This is a genomic window from Enterobacter sp. BIDMC 29 (assembly GCF_019378755.1).
GTDB classification, from domain to species: Bacteria; Pseudomonadota; Gammaproteobacteria; order Enterobacterales; family Enterobacteriaceae; genus Enterobacter; species Enterobacter ludwigii.
Genome location: NZ_CP080000.1, coordinates 4,680,710 through 4,702,007 on the forward strand (window position 1 = coordinate 4,680,710; position 21,298 = coordinate 4,702,007).

24 protein-coding genes are annotated in these 21,298 nt (G+C 57.6%); 14 read left to right on the plus strand and 10 right to left on the minus strand.

From position 1 onward, the window contains the following. The first annotated feature begins 16 nt into the window (after positions 1 to 16). Positions 17 to 1,138 (plus strand): cupin domain-containing protein, encoded by a 1,122-nt coding sequence (locus JTA15_RS20260; RefSeq protein ID WP_219372649.1) that lies wholly within the window; start codon positions 17 to 19, stop codon positions 1,136 to 1,138. Between the two features lie 38 nt (positions 1,139 to 1,176). Here JTA15_RS20260 and JTA15_RS20265 read toward each other — a convergent pair whose 3' ends face one another. Next, the gene (locus tag JTA15_RS20265) at positions 1,177 to 1,371 is read right to left on the minus strand and encodes a DUF2767 family protein (protein WP_020885335.1); all 195 of its coding nucleotides are present in this window, start codon (positions 1,369 to 1,371) and stop codon (positions 1,177 to 1,179) included. Positions 1,372 to 1,600: 229 nt separating this feature from the next. Between JTA15_RS20265 and JTA15_RS20270 the strand changes: the two genes are divergently transcribed. From JTA15_RS20270 to foxA, 3 genes are all read left to right on the plus strand, one after another. Beyond that, positions 1,601 to 1,834 carry a DUF2171 domain-containing protein gene (locus JTA15_RS20270; protein WP_219372650.1) on the plus strand — a complete coding sequence of 78 codons (234 nt, stop codon included), beginning with the start codon at positions 1,601 to 1,603 and terminating at the stop codon, positions 1,832 to 1,834. Positions 1,835 to 1,972: 138 nt separating this feature from the next. Then, positions 1,973 to 2,926 (plus strand): AraC family transcriptional regulator, encoded by a 954-nt coding sequence (locus JTA15_RS20275; RefSeq protein ID WP_219372651.1) that lies wholly within the window; start codon positions 1,973 to 1,975, stop codon positions 2,924 to 2,926. Positions 2,927 to 3,047: 121 nt separating this feature from the next. After that, positions 3,048 to 5,156 (plus strand): ferrioxamine B receptor FoxA, encoded by a 2,109-nt coding sequence (foxA, locus tag JTA15_RS20280; RefSeq protein ID WP_219373272.1) that lies wholly within the window; start codon positions 3,048 to 3,050, stop codon positions 5,154 to 5,156. 65 nt (positions 5,157 to 5,221) lie between these two features. On the opposite strand, the gene JTA15_RS20285 is transcribed toward foxA, so the two are convergent. Next, the gene (locus tag JTA15_RS20285) at positions 5,222 to 6,637 is read right to left on the minus strand and encodes a PLP-dependent aminotransferase family protein (protein WP_219372652.1); all 1,416 of its coding nucleotides are present in this window, start codon (positions 6,635 to 6,637) and stop codon (positions 5,222 to 5,224) included. Positions 6,638 to 6,813: 176 nt separating this feature from the next. Here JTA15_RS20285 and JTA15_RS20290 point away from each other — a divergent pair, with 176 nt between their 5' ends. Then, positions 6,814 to 6,975 (plus strand): DUF1127 domain-containing protein, encoded by a 162-nt coding sequence (locus tag JTA15_RS20290; RefSeq protein ID WP_032681737.1) that lies wholly within the window; start codon positions 6,814 to 6,816, stop codon positions 6,973 to 6,975. Positions 6,976 to 7,034: 59 nt separating this feature from the next. Here the strand turns inward: JTA15_RS20290 and JTA15_RS20295 are convergent, their stop codons facing one another. Both JTA15_RS20295 and JTA15_RS20300 read right to left on the minus strand, forming a co-directional pair. After that, positions 7,035 to 7,289, minus strand: a complete 255-nt coding sequence (locus JTA15_RS20295) for a DUF4282 domain-containing protein (RefSeq protein WP_059306415.1) — start codon at positions 7,287 to 7,289, stop codon at positions 7,035 to 7,037. Positions 7,290 to 7,370: 81 nt separating this feature from the next. Continuing rightward, positions 7,371 to 8,759 (minus strand): PLP-dependent aminotransferase family protein, encoded by a 1,389-nt coding sequence (locus tag JTA15_RS20300; RefSeq protein ID WP_219372653.1) that lies wholly within the window; start codon positions 8,757 to 8,759, stop codon positions 7,371 to 7,373. 102 nt (positions 8,760 to 8,861) lie between these two features. Between JTA15_RS20300 and JTA15_RS20305 the strand changes: the two genes are divergently transcribed. Beyond that, a complete protein-coding gene (locus JTA15_RS20305; RefSeq protein ID WP_020885328.1) occupies positions 8,862 to 9,341 on the plus strand; it encodes a carboxymuconolactone decarboxylase family protein in 480 nt (159 codons plus the stop codon). On the opposite strand, the gene JTA15_RS20310 is transcribed toward JTA15_RS20305, so the two are convergent. Beyond that, positions 9,328 to 10,230: a LysR family transcriptional regulator gene (locus tag JTA15_RS20310; RefSeq protein ID WP_219372654.1), complete on the minus strand. Its 903-nt coding sequence runs from the start codon at positions 10,228 to 10,230 to the stop codon at positions 9,328 to 9,330. The two genes, JTA15_RS20305 and JTA15_RS20310, sit on opposite strands and share 14 nt — an antisense overlap. A 100-nt stretch (positions 10,231 to 10,330) precedes the next feature. Here JTA15_RS20310 and JTA15_RS20315 point away from each other — a divergent pair, with 100 nt between their 5' ends. The 7 genes from JTA15_RS20315 to JTA15_RS20345 all read left to right on the plus strand — a co-directional run bounded on the left by JTA15_RS20315 (position 10,331) and on the right by JTA15_RS20345 (position 15,972). Then, positions 10,331 to 11,746 carry an aldehyde dehydrogenase family protein gene (locus tag JTA15_RS20315; RefSeq protein ID WP_032681732.1) on the plus strand — a complete coding sequence of 472 codons (1,416 nt, stop codon included), beginning with the start codon at positions 10,331 to 10,333 and terminating at the stop codon, positions 11,744 to 11,746. Between the two features lie 108 nt (positions 11,747 to 11,854). Beyond that, positions 11,855 to 12,178: an antibiotic biosynthesis monooxygenase gene (locus JTA15_RS20320; protein WP_014168463.1), complete on the plus strand. Its 324-nt coding sequence runs from the start codon at positions 11,855 to 11,857 to the stop codon at positions 12,176 to 12,178. Then, positions 12,171 to 12,548, plus strand: coding sequence for an amino acid-binding protein (locus JTA15_RS20325; protein ID WP_113656619.1), 378 nt, complete (start codon positions 12,171 to 12,173; stop codon positions 12,546 to 12,548). The genes JTA15_RS20320 and JTA15_RS20325 overlap by 8 nt, the downstream gene beginning before the upstream one ends. Then, a complete protein-coding gene (locus tag JTA15_RS20330; protein WP_138613217.1) occupies positions 12,541 to 13,236 on the plus strand; it encodes a helix-turn-helix transcriptional regulator in 696 nt (231 codons plus the stop codon). The genes JTA15_RS20325 and JTA15_RS20330 overlap by 8 nt, the downstream gene beginning before the upstream one ends. A gap of 135 nt (positions 13,237 to 13,371) precedes the next feature. After that, on the plus strand, positions 13,372 to 13,842 hold the full coding sequence (locus tag JTA15_RS20335) for a MarR family winged helix-turn-helix transcriptional regulator (protein WP_121339948.1): 471 nt from the start codon (positions 13,372 to 13,374) through the stop codon (positions 13,840 to 13,842). Further along, the gene (locus JTA15_RS20340; protein WP_086533213.1) at positions 13,839 to 14,906 is read left to right on the plus strand and encodes an HlyD family secretion protein; all 1,068 of its coding nucleotides are present in this window, start codon (positions 13,839 to 13,841) and stop codon (positions 14,904 to 14,906) included. The genes JTA15_RS20335 and JTA15_RS20340 overlap by 4 nt, the downstream gene beginning before the upstream one ends. Beyond that, on the plus strand, positions 14,896 to 15,972 hold the full coding sequence (locus JTA15_RS20345; protein ID WP_025205646.1) for a DUF2955 domain-containing protein: 1,077 nt from the start codon (positions 14,896 to 14,898) through the stop codon (positions 15,970 to 15,972). The genes JTA15_RS20340 and JTA15_RS20345 overlap by 11 nt, the downstream gene beginning before the upstream one ends. Here JTA15_RS20345 and JTA15_RS20350 read toward each other — a convergent pair. From JTA15_RS20350 to JTA15_RS20360, 3 genes are read right to left on the minus strand one after another with little or no spacing between them, the layout of a single operon-like run. Beyond that, positions 15,969 to 17,240, minus strand: a complete 1,272-nt coding sequence (locus JTA15_RS20350) for a DUF445 domain-containing protein (protein WP_014168469.1) — start codon at positions 17,238 to 17,240, stop codon at positions 15,969 to 15,971. The two genes, JTA15_RS20345 and JTA15_RS20350, sit on opposite strands and share 4 nt — an antisense overlap. A 3-nt stretch (positions 17,241 to 17,243) precedes the next feature. Next, positions 17,244 to 17,897, minus strand: a complete 654-nt coding sequence (locus JTA15_RS20355; RefSeq protein WP_219372655.1) for a LysE family translocator — start codon at positions 17,895 to 17,897, stop codon at positions 17,244 to 17,246. A gap of 39 nt (positions 17,898 to 17,936) precedes the next feature. Then, a complete protein-coding gene (locus tag JTA15_RS20360) occupies positions 17,937 to 18,689 on the minus strand; it encodes an AraC family transcriptional regulator (RefSeq protein ID WP_219372656.1) in 753 nt (250 codons plus the stop codon). Positions 18,690 to 18,843: 154 nt separating this feature from the next. Here JTA15_RS20360 and JTA15_RS20365 point away from each other — a divergent pair, with 154 nt between their 5' ends. After that, entirely contained in the window at positions 18,844 to 20,214 is a 1,371-nt protein-coding gene (locus JTA15_RS20365) for an NAD-dependent succinate-semialdehyde dehydrogenase (protein WP_219372657.1), read from the plus strand. 43 nt (positions 20,215 to 20,257) lie between these two features. On the opposite strand, the gene JTA15_RS20370 is transcribed toward JTA15_RS20365, so the two are convergent. Together JTA15_RS20370 and JTA15_RS20375 are read right to left on the minus strand one after the other, a co-directional pair. Next, complete coding sequence (locus tag JTA15_RS20370; RefSeq protein WP_020885318.1) at positions 20,258 to 20,578, minus strand: hypothetical protein; 321 nt, start codon at positions 20,576 to 20,578, stop codon at positions 20,258 to 20,260. Then, positions 20,578 to 21,123 (minus strand): YfaZ family outer membrane protein, encoded by a 546-nt coding sequence (locus JTA15_RS20375; protein ID WP_014168475.1) that lies wholly within the window; start codon positions 21,121 to 21,123, stop codon positions 20,578 to 20,580. The genes JTA15_RS20370 and JTA15_RS20375 overlap by 1 nt, the downstream gene beginning before the upstream one ends. Positions 21,124 to 21,298: the final 175 nt, after the last annotated feature.

Here is a 21,298-nt window from a genome sequence, read left to right on the forward strand (position 1 = left end):
CTCACTGGTGCTACCCATGGCGTATCAACTGAACCTGAACTGGCCGGAATTTCTTGAAAAATACTGGCAGAAACAACCCGTAGTGCTGAAAAATGCCTTCCCTGCTTTTGTCGACCCGATTACCCCGGACGAACTGGCAGGGCTGGCGATGGAGCCTGAAGTCGATAGCCGTCTGGTCAGCCATTCCAACGGTAAATGGCAGGCCAGCAATGGGCCGTTTGAGCACTTCGATGGCCTGGGCGAAACCGGCTGGTCGCTGCTGGCGCAGGCGGTGAACCACTGGCACATGCCTGCAGCGGAGCTGGTGCGCCCGTTCCGCGTCTTGCCAGACTGGCGTCTGGATGACCTGATGATCTCCTTCTCTGTCCCTGGCGGCGGCGTGGGCCCGCATATCGATCAGTACGATGTGTTTATCATTCAGGGGATGGGAAGCCGCCGCTGGCGCGTGGGTGACAAGCTGCCAATGCGCCAGTTCTGCCCGCATCCGGCACTGCTGCACGTTGATCCGTTTGAGCCGATCATCGACGAAGATCTGGCCCCGGGTGATATCCTCTACATTCCACCTGGCTTCCCGCACGACGGCTTTACCCACGAAACGGCGCTCAACTACTCCGTCGGTTTCCGTGGGCCGAACGGCCGCGATCTGATCAGCAGCTTTGCCGATTACGCGCTGGAAAACGATCTGGGCGGCGAGCACTACAGCGATCCGGATCTGACCTGCCGCGAACACCCTGGACGCGTGGAACAGTACGAGCTGGATCGTATTCGCCAGATGATGATCGACATGATCAGCAAGCCTGATGATTTCACGAAATGGTTCGGTAGCTTTGTCTCGACGCCGCGCCATGAGCTGGATATTGCCACCGCAGAACCGCCGTACACGGCAGAAGAAGTGCGTGATGCATTGCAGGGTGGCGAAACGCTGTCTCGCCTGAGCGGTCTGCGCGTGTTGAATATCAACGGCAGCGTCTTCATCAACAGCGAACTGCTGGAAACGGTAGATGCAAAGGCTGCGGACGTGCTGTGTCGCTACACGGAACTCGGCCAGGCTGAGCTGGGCGAGGCGCTGAACAATCCGGCGTTTATTGACGAACTGACCGGACTGATTAACCAGGGCTACTGGTTCTTCGACGAGTAACGGCTGGCGGCGTTTAGCCAGGCTAAACGCCGCCTCGTTCAGACCAGCATATTACAGGCTTTCCAGTAATTCAGGAGCCGCTCATCGTCGCGCTCCTTCTCTGCTTTTGTTTTCATCGCCTGCGCCAGATTTTCACGCGATAGCTCGTGGCCTTTTTGCACAATGTCTAAAACCGCTTCACCAAGAGCCAGTGAAATTTCTGTACGATTATTACGAATATTACGAATCGTCATTAATGCCTCCTCGTTGGTTGCGATAATGTAATTATGAAATAAAAAATAAACTGCGAGAATAATTCATCTTATTCTTATTTTTTCATTATGCTTCGCTATGCCTCGCGGTAGCTATAATATTCTGTTGTGTCAATGATGTTTCAAAATGCTAATAAGCGCCCGTAAGCCAAATTTATGCGCTATAGTTAATTCCGTGCAACGGCCAAATAACCAAAACGGGAGAATTATTATGGTAGATAAAAACGCAATTATGGATCACGCTCAGGTTGTCGCCAGCTGCGGAACACACGTCGGTGTTGTGGACCATCTGGATGGTGAGCGCATCAAGCTTGCGAAAAGCGATCCGGAATCCGGTGGGAAGCACCACTTTATACCGCTCGGTTGGGTGGACAAAGTGAATGATAATAAAGTTGTCCTGACCAAAAACCATAAAGAGGTTTTTGCTGAGTGGCAGCAAGCATAAATATATCTCTTTAACTGAAATATATTTCTTCGCTCCGGCTCAGACCGGAGCGTAATACGTTTTATGCCCAGTGATTGCTGCCACCACCAATGAATGGTACTGTTTCGTTTGTCCTTTCCCCGATGCAGGCACCGTCATATGCTCCAGCGTGAAAATAGATCAGCGAAACGCCTGTTTTTTGTTGAGGATTTTCAGATATTCGGTGAGCGCTACGGCATCGACTACCGGTTCCCGCAGTTAAAAGATGCGCAGGTCAACAACCGCGCCGTGCTGCAGGGGAATGTGGAAGAGATGACGCTTTCATCCGGCATTTCACTGACCCACTCCAACGTTCGCGTTTTACAACCTTACGAAACCACCTCTCGCCATAGCAGCCCACTCTATATGCTGGTGGTGCTGGAAGGGGGCGTCACGATCGCGCTTAATGGCGTTGAATATGTCGTACGATCCGGCATGGCCTTCAGCTCCCGCCTGAGTGAAGAGCAGATAATGTGCGCGCGTCACGATGCCGACAGCACGCTGAAAACGCTCTCGTTTGGTCTGTTCCCACACGATGCCAGGCGCGAGACCCTGCTTGAGTCGCTGCTCCAGGAATGGCAAAGCCTGAATGCGCCCACTCTGGTCTGGCACGTTCCTGAGTTTGTCCTTGCGGGGATCCAGCATGCTCAGCAGCAGGGTCTAAGCGCATTATCCCGTCAGCTGTTGCTGGAAGGGCTGATGTATCAGCTTCTGGGCCAGGGTTTGGCGCAGCGCCAGCAATCCTTCCCGTGCCGGCCAGAGCATGCGCGTCTTGAACGCGTGCGCAGCAGGCTGGAACAGTCTCCGGAGCAGGATCATACTCTTGCGCAGCTGGCCGCCCTCGCCGCCATGAGCCCGAGCAGCCTGCGCAGCAAATTTCGTCAACGCTACGGCTGCACCCTTTTCAATTACCTGCGCGAGTGTCGGCTCGCGCTGGCGCGTCGCTATCTGCTTGAAGGCTATAGCGTGCAGCAGGCGGCGTGGATGTGTGGCTATCAGCACGCCACCAATTTCGCTACCGCGTTTCGTCGCCATTACGGTATTGCACCGGGCGACGTGCGCAAACGCCGCTAACCTACTTTCTCTCTTCGCGCGAACGCAACCCGTGCGGTTTAGCACCGCGCATACGTATCCTGGCGGCGCGCATAGCTGTTTGCCCTCTCAAAAAGGTAATAATTCTTATTAACAATAAGAAATACCTTTGGAGAGGGTTATGTTTGCTAAGTCACGTCTGGCACTGCTGGTGGGATGGGTTACCGGTAGCGTCGCTTTTCCTATACTGGCGCAGGATGCCCAAAAAACGGACACCGTTGTGGTCACGTCGCAGATGCAATCTGCTGCCACCAAGCTTGAAACGCCGGATATAGAGACTCCGCAGTCGGTCTCTATCGTTACCCGCGAGCAGTTTGAAGAGCAGGGTGCGACCAGCGTGCGCCAGGCAGTGAGTTATACGCCGGGGGTTTACAGCAACCAGATTGGCGCGTCAAACCGCTTCGACTACATGGTGCTGCGCGGTTTCTCCGATGGCAGTCTGGATAACGTCTACCTCGACGGCCTGAAGATGATGGGAGACACCAACTCTCACAGCTCGCTGGTGGTGGATCCCTGGTTCCTCGACAATATCGAGGTGGTGCGTGGCCCGGCCTCCGTGCTGTACGGCCGTTCATCGCCGGGCGGTATCGTGGCGCTGACCTCCCGCAAGCCGTCGTTCGATCCGGGTGGGGAGATTAAGCTATTTGCCGGGAACAATAACCAGCGCGGGGCGATGTTCGATGTCACCGGCCCGGTTGATGATAACGACCGCGTGGCGGTGCGCCTCAGCGGGATGACCCGCTATGCCGATTCCCAGTTTGATCCGCTGAAGGAAGAGCGCTACGCGCTGATGCCGAGCCTGACCTGGCGCATCACTGATAACACGCGTTTGGATCTGATGGCCTATCTGCACCGCGATCCGGAAGGAGGGAGCCACTCCGGCCTGCCTTATGACGGCACCGTGGTGCCGCATAACGGTAAGAAAATCACCAACACCTTCTTTGAAGGTGAGGATGATTACGACAAGTACGATCGTCGGGAAAACATGGTGGGCTACAACATTGAGCACATGTTCGACAGCGGCTGGACGGTGCGCCAGAAGCTGCGCTATCTGCACACCAAAGTGGAGCTGAATCAGGTATATGCCGCGGGCTGGCTGAACGATACCGAGCTCAACCGCGGCTATTCCGGTTCTGACGAGAAGATGAATGCCATCACGCTGGATAACCAGGTCGACGGCAGTTTCGATACCGGGGCAGTTAACCACCGCGTGCTGATTGGCCTGGATTATCAGGACCGTACCAATAACGTGACCGGCTACTACGGCGGTTTCCCGCCCATTGACGCGTTCCACCCGGTTTACGGTGCGAAACCGGATTACATCACCCAGTACAGCAAGGAAAAACATAAGCTGCGCCAGACCGGGTACTACCTGCAGGATCAGATGTCCATTGACCGCTGGCGCCTGACGCTGGGCGGGCGTTATGACCAGGTAAGCGTGTCGAACGTTGATAACGTTAACCATACCCGCAGCGACCTGGATAAGAACAACGTCAGCAGCCGCGCGGCGTTGCTGTATCTGTTTGATAACGGTGTCGCGCCGTACGTCAGCTACTCCACGGCCTTTACGCCGACCAGTTTCGCCGATGAGCAGGGCAACATTCTGGACCCGATGAAAGGCAAGCAGTGGGAAGCGGGCGTGAAGTATGAACCCGAGGGGATGAACAGCCAGTTCAGCGCCTCGGTGTTCCGCATCAACCAGAAGAATATCGCCACCAAAGAGGAGCCGACCGATCCGTACCGTTCCATCGGTGAAATCGAGTCCGAGGGCGTTGAGCTGGAAGCGGTGGGTCAACTGACCGACAGCCTGCGCATGCAGGCGGCGTACACCTATACCGACATTCGCTACAAGAAGAGCAGCCCGGAAGAGGAGGGCAAGCGCGCCGTCTATGCGCCGCGGAATATGGCCAGTGCCTGGCTCAGCTACGACGTGAAAACGGGCCCGCTGGACGGTCTGACCGTCGGATCCGGCGTTCGTTACGTTAACGGCATTACCAGCGATCGCCAGAACACCCATACGCTGCCGTCGTATACGCTGGTGGATATGGTGGTGGGGTATGACCTGTCGAAGGTGGGGCTCACGGGTATGAGCGCGCAGCTGAACGTCAATAATCTGACCGATAAACGCTATGTGGCGGCGTGTAACTCGCTCTCCTACTGCTATTTCGGCGCGGAACGCAGTATCGTTGGCAGCGTTTCATGGACGTTTTGAGTCGGTGACAGTGCCGGGCGGCGGTGACGCCTTGCCCGGCCTGGCGGTGGAGGCATCAGGCCGCACTACGCCTCCATCGCAATCATAATTGCCTCACCCATCTTCTTCAGCGCCTCGCGATGCTTCTCCGTTGGCGGTAACGCAACGTTGATCCGCAGGCAGTTGCGGTACTTGCCGGACGCAGAGAACAGCGACCCGGCTGCCGCCTGGATCTTCAGCCGGCACAGCTGCTTGCTGACGCACACCATGTCGACGTTTTCCGGTAACTCCACCCACAGCAAAAAACTGCCCTGCGGGCGCGTCACGCAGATCTCCGCCGGGAAGTACTGCCGCACCCAGCAGGTATAGGTTTCCATATTCTGCTGATAAATCTGGCGCATACGGCGAACGTGACGATGATAATGGCCGTCGCGAATAAACGCCGCCACCGCCATCTGCGTTCCCGGCACGTTAAAGCCGCCTGCGGCGTATTTCATGTGCATCACCCGGTCGTAATAGCGCCCCGGCACAATCCAGCCGACGCGCAGGCCCGGGGCCACGGTCTTGGTAAACGAGCTGCACAGGAGCACGCGGCCATCAATGTCCATGGAGTGAATGGTGCGCGGGCGCGGGTATTCCGCCGCCAGCTCGCCGTAAATATCATCCTCCACGATCACGATATCGTGCCGCTGGGCGAGAGCCAGCACCTGCTTCTTCCGCGCTTCCGGCATGATAAAACCCAGCGGGTTATTGCAGTTGGGCACCAGGATCACCGCTTTAATGGGCCACTGCTCCAGCGCCAGCTCTAACGCTTCAATGCTGATCCCGGTTTCGGGATCGGTGGGAATTTCGATGGCTTTGATGTTGAACCCGCGCAGCATCTGCATGGTGCCGTGAAACGACGGGGATTCCACGGCCACAATATCGCCCGGTTTGCATATCGAGAGCAGGGCAATCGACAGCGCGCCGTGGCAGCCATTGGTGATGACAATCTCATTCGCGGCCACGGTAGAGCCGCCGTCCAGCATCAGCCGTGCGATCTGCTCGCGCAGCTCGAGCCGACCGTCGAGCACGTCATAGCTCAGCATCTCGCCCGGATTGTGCTGCGCGATGCGGCTCATTTCGCGCCACAGCGGTTTCAGGCTCGGTTGATTGACGTCCGGCGAGCCGCCGCCAAAGGAGATCATCTCTTTGTCGGCACGGGCATCCAGCAGCATCATCACTTCATCCCACTGGGTGACGTCTACCGGACGCTGCACCGGACGCGTCATTGCCGGTACGGGCGGCATGGCCTTACGTTGCGAGACAAAATAGCCGGAGCGTGGCTGAGGCGTGATCAGCTGCAGATTTTCGAGGATCTGGTAGGCCTGCTGTATGGTGCTGATGCTAACGCCATGCTCCTGGCTCAGCGCGCGCACCGACGGCAGACGTTCACCGCTGCGATACAGCCCTTGTTGAATGCGTTCCGCCAGAAGGTTGGCGAGATGTTGGTAGCGCGTCATGCTGTATCCTTTGTTTTCGCCATACAGATTGTAAAACCAGTACAGATTGCCGCAAAAAACGGCATGCAGATACACTTTTAGCGGATCTGTATGTTAAACAAAAGATGTTTTTGAATCTGTATTGTACGACCTGAATTCCACGATGATAACGCTACTGGCACAGTGAGGAGAGCATCATGGAATTTTACGAGAACCGTTCAAAACGTCCGTTTGTTGTTTTTGTCTGGATCGGCAAAACGCTACGCAATTGGTACCGTATTCACCGCACACGTCGCATCCTGAGCAAGATGAGTGACGAGCAGCTTAAGGATGTCGGGTTGTCGCGCTATGATGTGTAAGCGGGCAGGGTCGGCGCTGGCCGGGTAAGGAGAAACCCCTACCCGGCGCAACGGAGAGATTATTCGAGTGATTTCACCGCGGTGTTTTCAGCGATGCGGCGCAGATATTCGTTATTCTTAAACGCAACCATGATCAGTTCGAACGTCACGCGACAGCCGATCAGGCTGAAAATCATCCCGATAAATCCGGTGATCAGATGATCGGTAAACATGGAATACACGCCGGCAATCAAAATCACCAGCATGACGATCCAGTAGAAGAAGACCAGCACGCGTGGCGTTAATAAGTAGTCAAATCCCAGAATGGCTTTCATTTTCTTTTCCTTAGAAATATAAAAAAGGCTCAAGATTGTATCTTTATCACGTTCTTTTATAGCGTGGATAGCTATCTGATTTCAGAGTAGTAATTCCAGCGTTTCTTGTTTTGGCCTTTCAAGTAGTGCCACCGCCTCCTGATACGTGCGCACGTTGTTATAGCCCATCACCAGGCCGTACCGCTTGCCGGAGCCGCGATACCACTCCGAGAGCGCGTTAACCTGTAGCTGCTGCGCTTGCCAGCAGTGCGCGATTTCCCGGTCACAACTCCCCTTCGAAAGGAATGCCACGATGTGCATCCCACCGTCGTTTTGCTCGGTGAAAAACAGGTCGCCATACACCTCCTGTAAAGCCTTAATCATCCACTCCCGCCGGGTCTGATACAGGGCCCGCATCTTCTTAAGATGCCGGAAAAAATGGCCTTCGTTGAGAAAGGCGGTGAGGATCTTTTGCGTCAGCACCGGCTGGCCGCTGGTAACGATGTCCGCGCAGTCGGTAAACGCCCCGAGGGTGCTGGCGGGCATCACCACGTAGCCCATGCGCAGCGACGGCATAATGGTTTTGCTGAAGGTGCCCATAAAAATGACCCGGTCGTGCCGGTCGAGGCTTTTTAGCGACGGCAGCACCTTGCGGGTGTAGTGAAATTCCCCGTCGTAGTCATCCTCAATAATCCAGGCCTCGTTCTGACTCGCCCAGTCGAGAAGTTGTTGTTTACGCGGCAGAGAGAGGGTGACCGCCAGCGGGCTCTGGTGCGACGGGGTGACGATGGCGAAGCGGGCATCGCGATGGTGGCGCAGCAGGTATTCCGTATCGATCCCGGCGCGATCGACCGGCACGGTGTGCAGGCGCGGTACGATCCGCTTGAGTAACTGCTGGCCCATAAAGTAGCCCGGATCTTCAAACACCACCTTGTCGCTGCGGCTGGCCAGCGTATCGAGGATCAGGCGCAGGCTACCGCTGTAGCCGCTGGTGATCAGCACCTGCTCGGCGGTGCAGGCGAGCCCGCGTGAAATATTAAGATAGCTGGCAATCGCCTGGCGCAGCGGATACCAGCCCAGCACGGGCGGATTCAGCATCTCTTCCTGGCGCATGGCGCGCGTCGCCTGGCCTGAAAGCAGCAGCCATTTTTTATAGGGAAAGCTGTCGAGGGAGGGAATGCCGGGGCGCAGAAAACCTGCCCGTTCGCGCTGGCCGATCAGCGAGGCCGGAAGTGTGCCGGTGGTCTGCTCCGCAGGGGCGTGCTGCGCGGGCAGTAACAGGTCCGGATTGACCCGCGTGCCGCGTGCCCCCCGGCTTACCAGATACCCTTCGCCCGTCAGGATGGCGTAAGCGGTTTCAACGGTTTTGCGCGCCACCTTCAGCTCTTCCGCCAGCACGCGAATGGCGGGGACTTTGTCGCCAGGCTTTAGCACGCCACGCGTGATGTTGTCGCGATAGCGGGTATAAATAGCGTGATAGCCCGGTTTCATGTCCTACCTCGTTTGACGGTTTTTGTATCTTTTTACTATGTCATTATCCGCGTAGATTGTCCTCATCGCATGACATATGCCGCACAAAAAAGAGGAAAGACAATGAGCACCCGCGTAAACCACCATAAGATCACACCTGCCCTCGCCAACGCGCTGTCCAACCTGAGCATGGAAGTGGCGAAAACCTCTCTCGACCCGGCGCTGAAGCACCTGATCGACATTCGTGTCTCACAGCTGAACGGCTGTACCTTCTGCCTGGATATGCACTCGAAAGAGGCCAAAATCGCCGGAGAACGCGAGCTGCGCCTGTACCATCTGGCGGCATGGCGCGAGTCCCCGCTGTTCAGCGCCCGTGAGAAAGCGGCGCTGGCCTTCGCCGAAGCGCTGACGCAAATTAGCGTGCATGGCGTGAGCGATGCGCTCTACCGCAGCGTGGCGGAGCACTTCTCGGACGTGGAGATTTCAGAGCTGAACTTTGCCATTGTGGCGATCAACGCCTGGAACCGTCTGGGGATCACGTCCCGCATGGAGCCGGGCTCGCTGGACGCGGCTTACGGGCTGAATAAAGCTAACCTCGAATAACCCCGCGCTCACGGATCATCGCCACCAGCGCCCGTAACCCTGGCGGGACGTGGCGATGCCCCGGATAGTACAAGCGCAGCCCGGCAAACGGCTGCGTCCAGTCGTTTAACACGCTCACCAGTTCCCCGCTTTCAAGCTCTTCCCGGATATACAGTTCCGGTAAAAACCCTATCCCTAATCCCGCCTTCACGGCCCGGATCGAGGTGAAGAGATCGGACGTGGCAAAGCGCGGCGGTACCGCCAGGGCGTACTGTTCCCCGTGACGCGCCAGCTCCCAGCGGTAGATCCCACCGTGCGCCATGCGCATACCGATCCCCTGATGTAAGAGCAGATCCTCCGGCGTGTGCGGCGTGCCGTGGCGGGCAAAGTAATCCGGCGTGGCGGTGACAAGCTGGCGGATCTCACCGGTCAGCGGCACGGCGATCATGTCCTGTGGCACGGATTCTTCAAGACGGATCCCGGCGTCGTAACCTTCTGCGACGATGTCGATCATTCGTGCTTCGCTTAGCGTCTCGACGCGCATTTTCGGGTAGCGGATCATAAAGTCGATCAGCAATTGATCCAGAAAGAGCGCACCGATATGGTTCGGTACGTTTAAGCGCAGGGTGCCGGCAGGTTCGCCGGTATCACTGTGGATCTCTTCGCTGGCCTGGCGTATCGCCTCCAGTGCCGGGCCGATACGCGCCACGTAGCGCTGCCCGGCGTCGGTAAGCGCCACGCTGCGGGTGGTGCGGTTAAACAGGCGCGTCTCCAGGCGACTCTCCAGCCCGGCGATAGCGTTACTTACCGCCGTGGCGGACATGCCCAGCTCCTGTGCCGCCCCGCGAAAACTGCCGCGCCGCACCACCGCCATGACCACTTCCAGCTCTGTCAGACCCGAACGATGCATAGATTATCCTGAAAATCGAAACAACCTTTGCAGCATAGCGTGGATTATCGCAACGGAGAAGCCGTGCCAGACTGTGTCCATACAGCCTGAGGAGGTTTATATGCACAACATCGAACAGATCTTTATCAACGGCGAATTTGTTACCCCGCACGGCACCGAACGTTTTGATTTATACAATCCGGCGACGGCGCGGGTGATCGGCCAGGTTCGCCTGGCCGATGAGGTAGACGCTGAGCATGCCATCGCGGCCGCGAAAGCGGCATTTCCGGCATGGTCGCAAACCCCCCGACAGGAACGCATTGCCGCGCTGAAACGCATGCATGCCGCCGTGGCCGCCCGTCATGATGCGCTGCTGGACGCGGTGATTGAAGAGTACGGCGCGCCAGCCTCGCGCTCGGCGTGGATGGCCCGCTACCCGGCAGATGTCATTGCCCAGGCCATCGAGGCGCTGGAAGCCTTTGAGTTTGTGACCACGGCGGGGGCGGCAACGGTGCAGATGACGCCGCTTGGTGTCGCCGGGCTTATTACCCCGTGGAACAGCGACGCGGGGTTTATCTGCGGCAAACTGGCGGCTGCGCTCGCGGCGGGCTGCACGGCGGTGATTAAACCGAGCGAGATGAGCGCATTGCAAACCCGCATTGTCACCGAGGCGCTGCGCGATGCCGGGTTACCGCCGGGCGTGTTTAACATTGTCACCGGACGGGGCGATACGGTCGGTGAGACCCTCAGCCGCCATCCGGACGTGGCGAAAATTTCGTTTACCGGTTCGACCGTTACCGGCAAAGCGATACTGCGCAACGCGGCGCAGAGTGTTAAGCGGGTGACGCTGGAGTTAGGCGGTAAATCGCCGACGATCCTGCTCGATGATGTCGATTTGGCGCAGGCTATCCCGCTGGTGGTGCAGGCCGGGTTTATGAACAGCGGGCAGGCGTGCGTGGCCGGAACGCGCATTCTGGTACCGCAGTCGCGTAAGGCGGAAATCGAAACTGCACTGGCGCAGGCCGTCGCGGCGGTGAAATCCGGCGATCCGCGCGATAACGCGACAGAAATTGGCCCGATGGTCAGCGAAAAACAGTGGCTGCGGGTGCAGGGCTATATCCGTAAAGGTCTCGACGAAGGGGCAAACCTGCTGGTGGGGGGCGAAGGGCGTCCGGAAGGCACGCAGGACGGCTGGTTTGTGCGCCCGACGCTGTTTGCTGACGTCACTAACCAGATGGCGATTGCCCGGGAAGAGATCTTCGGCCCGGTACTGTGTGTGATCGCTTATCAGGACGAGGCCGAAGCCGTCGCCATTGCCAACGACACCGAGTATGGCCTGAGTGCGATGGTGCTGGGCAGGGATGTCGAACGTGCGCGTCGCGTGGCGCAGCAGATTGTCGCGGGCCGCGTGCTGGTGAACACGCTGGCCCATGAGCCTAAAGCGCCGTTTGGCGGGTTCAGGCACTCCGGCGTGGGGCGTGAGATGGGCGAGTGGGGGATCCGCGCGTTTATGGAGCCGAAGTCGATTCTGGGATAACCGTTTGTCGCCCTCCCGGTAAGAGGGCGACAATACTTCGCCCTTCACCGAAGCATCCGCATTTTCTTTCCTGCATGCTCTCCGCACCCTCACAACGGAGAGACAACCATGATTGCAGTCCTTTTCGAAGCCCAGGCCGCGCCTGCCCACCAGGCGCGTTACCTGCAGCTCGCAGCCGAACTCAAACCCTTGCTGGCGGATATCGACGGGTTTATTGATATCGAGCGTTTCCAGAGCCTGACCACCGACGGCAAAATTCTCTCCCTCTCCTGGTGGCGGGACGAAGAAGCGGTCCGCCGCTGGAAGCAGAACGTCTTTCATCAGGCGGCGCAGAGGGAGGGGCGGGAGGCCATCTTTACCTACTACCGCATTCGGGTGGCGCAGGTGGTGCGGGAATACGCCTCAGAAACCGGAGGGCATGCGGATGTATGACGTCCATGTGATTTTCGACGATACGCCAGGGGAACTGGCGCGATTTGGCCAGCTGTTGGGGTGTAATGGTGTGGGGCTGGAGGGCGGCGGCGTGTTTGGTACCGAAGCCCATTTCCTGGTGGAAGAGGGCGAAAAAGCCCGTCGTGTGCTGCTTGAGGGCGGGTTTAACGTCCGATCAGTCCGTAAACCGCTGATCAGAAAACTGCAGCAGGCGCGCCCCGGTGAGCTGGGCGAGATTGCCGCGGCGTTAGCGGCTCACGGTGTGTCTGTACTGATCCAGTACAGCGACCATGCGAATCACCTCATTCTGCTGACGGATAATGATAAGCTGGCGGCAGAGATCACCAGACCATGGGCAGTCAATGCTTAAGACCCGTTTACCCCCTGACAACAGCGCGCTGCTGGAACAGGCTATGGCGGCAGTGGCCGCCGCCATGGCGGATCCGTCGCGTGTGAAAATGCTCTGTGCGCTGATGGATGGCCGGGCGTGGACCGCCACCGAGCTGAGCGCGGCGGCGGATATCGCCCCCTCCACTGCCAGCGGGCACCTGACCCGTCTGCTGGACGGAAAGCTGATTACCTGTCTGTCACAGGGGCGGCATCGCTATTACCGCCTGGCAGGACACGACGTGGCGGAACTGGTCGAGCAGATGATGGGGCTGTCGTGGAGCCGCATCACCCCGCCGGAAACCACCGCCCCGAAAGCCCTGCGTGAAGCCCGCACCTGTTACGACCATCTGGCAGGGACGGTGGCCGTTCAAATCTATGATTTTATGCAGGCGCAGGGCTGGCTGGAGACGGACGGGTCAGCCCTGACCGTGTATGGACGCGAACAGTTCCTGACGCTCGGTATTTCATTAAGCGCCAATCCGCGCCGTAAGGCCTGCTGTGCCTGTCTTGACTGGAGCGAGCGGCGGTTTCATCTTGGGGGCGAGGCGGGCGCGGCGCTCCTCGCGTACCTGGACAGCAACGGCTGGATCCAGCGGGTGGCGGGATATCGGGACGTGGTGGTCACCGCGTCGGGAAACGTTGCCATTAAAAAACGTTTTAGCCGCTAAAGTCTCGGCGGTCTGATGCCCTTTCCCACCGGGAGAGGGCATTCGTCTTTCGCAATTCCTGCTCTTTTGTCTCTCGTTTCTTGATACTTATCCTGGTAACTATTATCTTGACCGCGTGTTACGAGAGGATATCCCATGCGTGAAGAAGAACTGTTTAGCCGCAGACCGATGGGGATGCGGATGGCCATGATCGTGCGTCAGTGGCGCGCCGTGATTGACGACGCCATTCTCGAGACCGGGTTAACTCAGTCGAGCTGGACGGTGATGATGCAGCTTCAACAGCTTGGGGATAACGTCTCGGTGAGTGAACTGGCGGAGGTGCAGGGTATTGAACTGCCGCCGCTGATGCGCACGCTGACACAGCTGGAAAAACAGGGTTACCTGTTACGCACTGTATCGCCTTATGACAAGCGTATCCGGCTACTCACGCTGACGCCGGCGGGGAACGCCGTACTCAGGACGCTCTCCCGGGTGATCGAGACATTTCAGGCGCGCGTATCGCAAAACATCGCGCCGGAGCATCTCGATATTTTCAGCGCCACATTGAATCAAATCGCCTGCAATTTGCGGAAAATCCGCGAAGAAGATAACAAGACCGAAAAATAATGACTCCTGAACAAAAGTTTGCCCGCTGGGTAAGGGTAAGTATTGCCTCTTTCCTGCTGATGTTTGTCTACTTTGTCGTCGCGGACATCTGGATCCCGCTGACGCCGGACTCCACCGTCATGCGCGTGGTGACACCGGTTTCTCCGCGCGTTTCCGGCTACGTGGCGGCTGTCCATGTACACAACAACAGCCAGGTGAAGCGAGGCGACCTGCTGTTTGAGCTGGATGACACGCCGTTTCGCAATAAAGTGGAAGCAGCGCAAATCGCGCTGGAGCAGGCACGTCTTTCTAACGAACAGCTGGATGCGCAGATCGCAGCCGCACAGGCCAGCCTGAAAACCGCCGTGCTGACCGCGCGTAACGACAAGGTGACCTACGATCGTTATCAGAAACTCAGCACGCTGCAGAACGTGTCGCAGGCGGATCTGGATAAAGTCCGGACCACCTGGCAGAGCAGCGAGCAGTCCGTCAGTTCGCTGCAGGCGAACATCCGTAACCTGCGCATTCAGCGCGGTGAGCGGGAAGAACACCGCAACGTCACCCTGCAGAAATACCGCAACGCGCTGGATGAAGCGGAACTGAATCTTGGCTGGACGAAGGTTTACGCCCAGGCGGACGGCACGGTCAGTAACCTGCAGCTCAGCCCCGGCTATTACGCCTCCTCCGGCTCGGCCGCGCTGGCGCTGGTGAATAATCAGGCCGATATCGTGGCCGACTTCCGCGAGAAGAGCCTGCGCCATACCCATCAGGGAACCGATGCCGCCGTGGTGTTTGACGCCTTCCCGGGACACGTCTTCCGTGCGCATGTGACCAGCAGCGATGCGGGGATCCTCGCCGGACAGGAAGCGGTGAACGGCGAGCTGTCCGAGCCAGAAACCTCCAACCGGTGGGTTCGTGATGCCCAGCGTATGCGAATCCACGTGGCGCTGGACGAGGCGCTGCCGAAGCAGCTTCCGACCGGTGCGCGTGCCACCGTGCAGCTCTATAACAGCGAAGGGCCGTTTGCGCGCTTCTTCTCCGGGATGCAGATCCACCTGGTGAGCCTGCTGCACTATGTCTATTAACACTCTGGCGCGGGTGTTTACCCCGCACGGCAACATCGTCTATACGGCAAACGACTTTCGCCAGACCCTGCGCATCGTCTTTGCCGGCATGATTGCGCTGAGCATTTCGAGTTTTTACAACACTCACTACGGCGTGTTTTTCGTGGTCTACCCCATCATGCTGCTGTCGCTGGTACCGGTCTTTAACCGCCACGTGGCGAAGCAATTTATCTTTAGCGCCTCACTTAACTGCGTTGAAATGGTGATTATCATCGGCTATCTGTCGCAATGGCCGGTGATCATGACGTTAGTCGTGTTCGCCCTGTACGTCATGCGTTTTCGCTTTATGAGTAAGGGACCGCTGTTTCTGTTTGGTTCGATGGGCGTGGTCTGCCAGAGCGTGATGCTCAACTTTATGAGCTATCCCACCACCGACTGGCATACGTTGCTGTTTTCCAATATCGAAGCGAGCGTTATGGCGGTGTGCCTGAGCGCGCTGATGAATTACCTGCTGCCGGACGTGGAGCCGCGCAAGCCGCCGCCGCTGATTGAAAAAGATGACGCCCGTGTGCGCCACGAGTCGCTGCTTTCCGGGACCGTTGCCACCCTGATTTTCGTCATCTTCCAGATAAGCGACCTGAGCGACTCACTGTCCGCGCTGATGGCCGGGGTGTTGATTCTGTTTCCCATGCACTATCGCGGCGCGGTGATGAGTTCCCTCTGGCGCGTGGTCGGCGTGGTGCTGGGCTGCCTCTACATTCTGGTCGTCCAGCTTATCCTTTACGATCACAGCAGCCATATGCTGCTGATGATGCCGCTTATCGGCCTTGGGCTGGCATTTGGCGCGCGGCTGCACGTGATGGAGAAGGTCGGCGCCGGGGTCGGGTTTTCCAGCATCACCACCATCGGCATTATGTTCGGGCAGAACATGCACCCGGACAGCGACCTGGTGTTCAGCGATCTCTATCGCATAACCTCGGTGACCTTTGCGCTGGTGGCGACCCTGACAATGGTCTTCCTGGTGCATATGATCCTCAATCGCTTTGCCCCTACGCGCTATGTGATCGCGCCGCCTGAGGCGAATTAATGCGCGAGCACGGCAGGCAATTGCGAGAGTAAAAACAGGATCAGGCCAATCGTCCCGCCCACCAGCGTGCCGTTCACACGGATGAACTGCAGGTCTTTGCCGATGTTAAGCTCAATCTGGCGCGACATATCTTTGGCATCCCAGCTCTTGACCGTGTCGCTGATATGCCGCGTGAGGAACGCGGCAAAATCCGGTGCCACGCGGTGCGCCGCCTGCTCCAGATGCTCGTTCAGCGATGCCTGCAGGCTGGCATCGTTCGACAGCGTTTCGCCAAACCACAGTCCGGCGTTGGCGATGCGCTGCCTGACGCGCGAGTCCTCGCTTTGCATATCCGCTTTCAGCCACTGACGCAGGTCGGCCCACATCTCGCCCAGATAACGGTTAAACGCCTCGTCGTTCTTCAGGTAGTGCTTGATGTTATCGGCTTTGGCGGCCATTTCCGGATCGTTTTTCAGGTTGTCGATAAACTTCAGCGTGGCGCGGTCAAACGCCTGGCGGATCTGGTGCGTGCGGTCGTGGCTGATATCATCCAGCAGCGTATTCACCGCATTCGACACCATCTCCGCACTCTGATCGCCGAGCCACTCGGTAGGCAGCACCATGGCCTTGCGCGGATGCTCGGTCTTAAGCCAGTGCACAATCTGGTCGGCGATAAAGTCCCGCGTGCTGTCACGCTGGATAAGCGCGATCAGGCGGTTGATGATGGCGTCCAGCAGCACCTGATGGCGATTGTTCCGGGTCATGCTCTCCAGCATCACCGCGCTGGTTTCGGTGAAGTCGACCTTGTCGATGGCTTTGTGCACCGCCCGTTTGAGCAGCCGCTGAATGCGTCCGTCGTCGGTCAGTTCAAGAAAACCGCTCATTACCTGAATCAGATGCAGCCCGACGCGCCGGGCGTTGTCGGGCTGGCTGAACCAGGTGCCAATCATCTGTGCCGGTTCATAGCGGCGGATCAATGCCACCAGCGACTGGGTATCGAGAAACTTTTCCTGCACGAACTGACCCAGATTGTCGCCAATGCGGTCTTTGTTGCGCGGAATGATCGCCGTATGGCGTGAGATAAACGGGATAGGCACCCGGCGAAACAGCGCGACGACGGCAAACCAGTCCGCCAGTGCGCCGACCATCGCCGCCTCGGCAATGGCCTTTACGCCGCGCACCCAGAAGGTTTGCGGCAGGAACAGGGTGGTGATAAACGCCGCGGCGGCAATCAGCAGCAGCGACAGCGCCAGCAGCTTGGCGCGTTTAAGTTCAGCTATTTTTTCCATGGCTTAAGAATAGAGGGAGGCGGGAAGAAAATGCAAAAAACGCCACACGACCCACCCACCAAACGCCATCAGCACCACGCCAGCGGTTCGCTCAATCAGCCAGAGTGCACGGCTGAGCGTCCGCTGAACCACGGGCAAGCCCATCAGCGACACCAGCGCTAAATCCCAGACCAGCACCACCATTACCATCCAGACACCGCAGGTTGACTGCTGAAGCAGCGTGACATCCGGCCCTAACAGCGCCGTCATGAGCGCCAGATAAAAAAGTGCATTCTTCGGGTTTAACAGTGCCGAACCGAGCCCCAGCAGGATTTGCTTACGCAATGAGGGGCACCGCTGATGAGTCTCATTGAGCGCAAGCGTCTGTGGGCGGCTGCGCGCCAGCCGCGATCCAATCCAGAGCAGGTAGATCGCGCCGGATAATTCGATAAGGGTAAACAGCCACGAAAACGTGCGCAGGGCGCTCCAGCCGATAATCACCAGCACAATATAGAGCGCGTTACCCGCGGCGATACCGAGGCACAACCCGGCACTGCCGCGCAGCCGGTAACGTGCGGCGTAACCGACCAGCAAAAAGAAATCCGGACCGGGGCTTAACAGGGCTACAAAATGCGCCAGCGCCAGGGCGAGAAAAGCGGAAGGGAAGAACAGTTCCATCGTGACCTCCAGAGCAAAAACGGAGATCACCTTACGGCGTTACGTATCCTGATTATTGTCTGATATTGATCGGCCCGTCGCGTACTGGCGAGGCGTGGCGGCCGTGTAGCTGACGAAGGTTTTATGGAAATGGCTCTGGTCGGCAAACCCGCTCTGGTAACCGACATCGGCGAGATCATCTCCCGCACGCAGTCGCGCTTTGGCGTATTCCACGCGAGAGATGTTGAGAAAGCGTCCTGGCGTCAGGCCGGTGTCCTGTTTAAAGGTGCGAATTAATGTCTCTTTGCGCAGTGAAAACCGCCGGGCAAGGTCGTCAAGGGAAGGCGGAGCGGTGAGGTTCGACAGAAACGCCTCTTGCACCTGCTGACTCAGTGAATGGGGCTTATCTGTAGGGCCTGTAGAGGGAGGAAGGGCGCAAAGCAGTGCGTTCAGGGAGGCCGCGGTCATGTTCTCAACCACGTCAAGATAATGATTAAACAGCGTTTGGTCGCGAATGGCCTGCAGTGCCAGCGAAAGGTCAGTGTCGATATACAGCATATGATAGCTGCGTGGCTGCCCCGCCACCGGGTTGCAGCTGTGGGGCGCATGCGCCGGGATGACGATGATGTCGCCAGGGGTCAGGATATACTCCCTGTCATGGACTGTGCAGCACGTCTGGCCTTCCAGGATCGCGCCAATAGAGAGCTGTGGGTGACAATGACGTTTATACGCCTGGGTGCTCTGCCACGTGCTGCGCAGCTCGTGGCCGCAGGCGCGATGAAAGGTCTGGCGGATGTGTCGGGTCTCGGTCATGGGGGACTCCTGTCAGGAAAGTTTTTTATACCATGCCCGCGCGACATGTTGCAGTACCACGCTAAGAACCTTCCGGATATACCCAACTTTACGTCCATCGCCAGTCATATTGTCTACCCTTAATACCCTAAGCGGTAAAACAAGGAGATTCGACATGGCTTACCAGACAGTAAATCCTGCCACAAACCAGCTCATCAAAGAATATCCCTCCCATACCGACGCGGATGTTGAAGCGGCGCTGAAGGCGGCCGATGCGCTTTACCATTCGGACTGGGCAAAAGGCGACATTAACCAGCGCCTGCCGGTACTGCGTAAACTTGCGGACCTCATCGACGAACGTACGGAGGATCTGGCCAAAATTGCCAGCAAAGAGATGGGTAAGCTCATTGAACAGAGCCGCGGTGAAGTGAAACTGTGCGCGCAAATCGCCCGCTACTACGCGGATAATGCCCAACGGTTCCTCGCCCCGGTGAAGTACGACTCCGAACTCGGGGAAGCGTGGGTCGAGCACCACCCTATTGGCGTGCTGATGGCCGTTGAGCCGTGGAACTTCCCTTATTACCAGCTGATGCGTGTCCTCGCCCCGAACCTGGCGGCCGGTAACCCGGTGATCGCCAAACACGCCAGCATCGTGCCGCACTGTGCAGAGACGTTTGCACATCTGGTACGCGAGGCCGGTGCACCGGAAGGGGCGTGGACCAACCTGTTTATTTCGTCGGATCAGGTGGCGAACATCATCGCCGACGATCGTGTACAGGGTGCCGCGCTGACCGGTTCCGAAAAAGCGGGTAGCGTGGTCGCGGCGCAGGCGGCGAAGCACATCAAAAAATCGACCCTGGAGTTGGGCGGTAATGACGTCTTTGTGGTGCTGGATGATGCCGATCTGGAGAAGGCCGTGAAGACGGGCGTGAATGCCCGACTCAATAACGCCGGCCAGGTCTGTACGGCGGCGAAGCGTTTCATCCTGCATGAGAAGATTGCGGATGCCTTCCTCGCGAAATTCACCGAGGCATTTAAGCAGGTGAAGATTGGCGATCCGCTGGACGAGAGCACCACCCTGGGGCCGCTGTCCTCTCAGGATGCGCTGGACACGTTGACCACACAGGTCAACGAGGCGGTGAAAAACGGCGCGACGCTGCATTACGGTGGCAAACCGGTGCAGCGTGACGGGTGCTTCTTTGAGCCGACGATCCTGACGCATATCTCGCGCGACAACCCGGCCTACTTTGAGGAGTTCTTCGGCCCGGTGGCGCAGATCTATGTGGTGAAAAATGATGACGAAGCGGTCGCACTGGCGAACGATTCCCACTATGGTCTGGGCGGCGCGGTGTTCAGCAAGGATATCGAGCGGGCGAAGAAAATGGCGTCGCGTATTGAGACCGGCATGGTGTATATCAACTGGCTCACCGATACCGCCCCAGAGCTGCCGTTTGGCGGCGTGAAGCGATCCGGTTACGGACGCGAACTGTCGGACCTGGGGATCAAAGAGTTTGTGAACCAGAAGCTGGTGGTGGTGCGTAAGTAACTCCGCGAATAAAAAACCTGCCATCCGGCAGGTTTTTTTTGGGTTATTGCACTTCAATCTTGTCCCAGCCGCTTTTGAACATGCAGCTGTCGACTAAGGTATCCCGGCGATATTCATTCGCGTCTTCAACCGTGTAGCTCGTGGAAATATCCTTTTTCTTTTTCGATTTGTCCATTTTTTCCGAGCTCGAACCGGTCACAACATTGTCCGGGGGCAGATCAATCAGGGCCTGTGCTTCGCATTCCGTGAGCTTTTTATTCATCTCAGCGTCACTGACTCCCGGTTTCACCCATTTATACTGGACGCAACCGGTGAGCAGAAGCGTGATGCTCAGAACGCAAAGCGCGGTAATGCGGTGTTTCATCAGAAGGTGACTCCACCGCCTACATATGCGCCGTCGATCAGCGTGTGGCCAGGGCGACCGTCTTTGCCGTCAACGCTTACGTGACGATAACCCACTTTCAGCGTCACAGGCGTGATTGGCGTCCAGCTCACACCGCCGTTGGCTTCCACGTAGTTTTTCACGCTGTTGTTCAGACCTTCTGGTGCGGCATACCCTTCGCCAAACACGTGGATGCTGTCGGTCAGCGCAACGTTAATACCGCCACCGATGGGGAATGCCACGCCGTTATCGCCTTTTTTCGGGCCAAGGTAGATTGCTTTAGCGCCGGCATTCAGCATCACCGGGCCCACTTCCAGGTTGTAACCGGCGCCAACGCCACCTGTTTGCGTGCCGTCATCGGTGTTTTTGAGCCAGTTGCTTTCAAGGTACACACCGGATGAGGATTTACCCATTTCCAGATTAAGATTAGTAAAGTTTTTACCTTGCTCAATCGTGCCGCCCATAGCCAGTGCGGAACCCGACAGGACGGTCAGAGCAGAAAGAAGAAGAACATTCAGTTTTTTCATGTTTTGTGCCTCGTCATTAATTTCATCTGAGGCCACCTTAACAAGCGAAGTTTATGACTGCAAATGTGATTAAGGTCGTGTTTTTATGCTGTTTTTGTTAATGGCTGGCTTTTGAAATGTTGCTTTCATGTTTAGTTATCGCCGGGTCAATATGTATTACCTGGACGTTTAGGAC

Bases quoted from the DNA above. Each gene is read 5' to 3' on its own strand.
- JTA15_RS20260 (WP_219372649.1), top strand. From the start codon at position 17: ATGGCGTATCAACTGAACCTGAACTGGCCGGAATTTCTTGAAAAATAC.
- JTA15_RS20265 (WP_020885335.1), bottom strand. From the start codon at position 1,371: ATGACGATTCGTAATATTCGTAATAATCGTACAGAAATTTCACTGGCT.
- JTA15_RS20270 (WP_219372650.1), top strand. From the start codon at position 1,601: ATGGTAGATAAAAACGCAATTATGGATCACGCTCAGGTTGTCGCCAGC.
- JTA15_RS20275 (WP_219372651.1), top strand. From the start codon at position 1,973: ATGCTCCAGCGTGAAAATAGATCAGCGAAACGCCTGTTTTTTGTTGAG.
- JTA15_RS20285 (WP_219372652.1), bottom strand. From the start codon at position 6,637: ATGACGCGCTACCAACATCTCGCCAACCTTCTGGCGGAACGCATTCAA.
- JTA15_RS20290 (WP_032681737.1), top strand. From the start codon at position 6,814: ATGGAATTTTACGAGAACCGTTCAAAACGTCCGTTTGTTGTTTTTGTC.
- JTA15_RS20295 (WP_059306415.1), bottom strand. From the start codon at position 7,289: ATGAAAGCCATTCTGGGATTTGACTACTTATTAACGCCACGCGTGCTG.
- JTA15_RS20300 (WP_219372653.1), bottom strand. From the start codon at position 8,759: ATGAAACCGGGCTATCACGCTATTTATACCCGCTATCGCGACAACATC.
- JTA15_RS20305 (WP_020885328.1), top strand. From the start codon at position 8,862: ATGAGCACCCGCGTAAACCACCATAAGATCACACCTGCCCTCGCCAAC.
- JTA15_RS20310 (WP_219372654.1), bottom strand. From the start codon at position 10,230: ATGCATCGTTCGGGTCTGACAGAGCTGGAAGTGGTCATGGCGGTGGTG.
- JTA15_RS20315 (WP_032681732.1), top strand. From the start codon at position 10,331: ATGCACAACATCGAACAGATCTTTATCAACGGCGAATTTGTTACCCCG.
- JTA15_RS20320 (WP_014168463.1), top strand. From the start codon at position 11,855: ATGATTGCAGTCCTTTTCGAAGCCCAGGCCGCGCCTGCCCACCAGGCG.
- JTA15_RS20325 (WP_113656619.1), top strand. From the start codon at position 12,171: ATGTATGACGTCCATGTGATTTTCGACGATACGCCAGGGGAACTGGCG.
- JTA15_RS20330 (WP_138613217.1), top strand. From the start codon at position 12,541: ATGCTTAAGACCCGTTTACCCCCTGACAACAGCGCGCTGCTGGAACAG.
- JTA15_RS20335 (WP_121339948.1), top strand. From the start codon at position 13,372: ATGCGTGAAGAAGAACTGTTTAGCCGCAGACCGATGGGGATGCGGATG.
- JTA15_RS20345 (WP_025205646.1), top strand. From the start codon at position 14,896: ATGTCTATTAACACTCTGGCGCGGGTGTTTACCCCGCACGGCAACATC.
- JTA15_RS20350 (WP_014168469.1), bottom strand. From the start codon at position 17,240: ATGGAAAAAATAGCTGAACTTAAACGCGCCAAGCTGCTGGCGCTGTCG.
- JTA15_RS20355 (WP_219372655.1), bottom strand. From the start codon at position 17,897: ATGGAACTGTTCTTCCCTTCCGCTTTTCTCGCCCTGGCGCTGGCGCAT.
- JTA15_RS20360 (WP_219372656.1), bottom strand. From the start codon at position 18,689: ATGACCGAGACCCGACACATCCGCCAGACCTTTCATCGCGCCTGCGGC.
- JTA15_RS20365 (WP_219372657.1), top strand. From the start codon at position 18,844: ATGGCTTACCAGACAGTAAATCCTGCCACAAACCAGCTCATCAAAGAA.
- JTA15_RS20370 (WP_020885318.1), bottom strand. From the start codon at position 20,578: ATGAAACACCGCATTACCGCGCTTTGCGTTCTGAGCATCACGCTTCTG.
- JTA15_RS20375 (WP_014168475.1), bottom strand. From the start codon at position 21,123: ATGAAAAAACTGAATGTTCTTCTTCTTTCTGCTCTGACCGTCCTGTCG.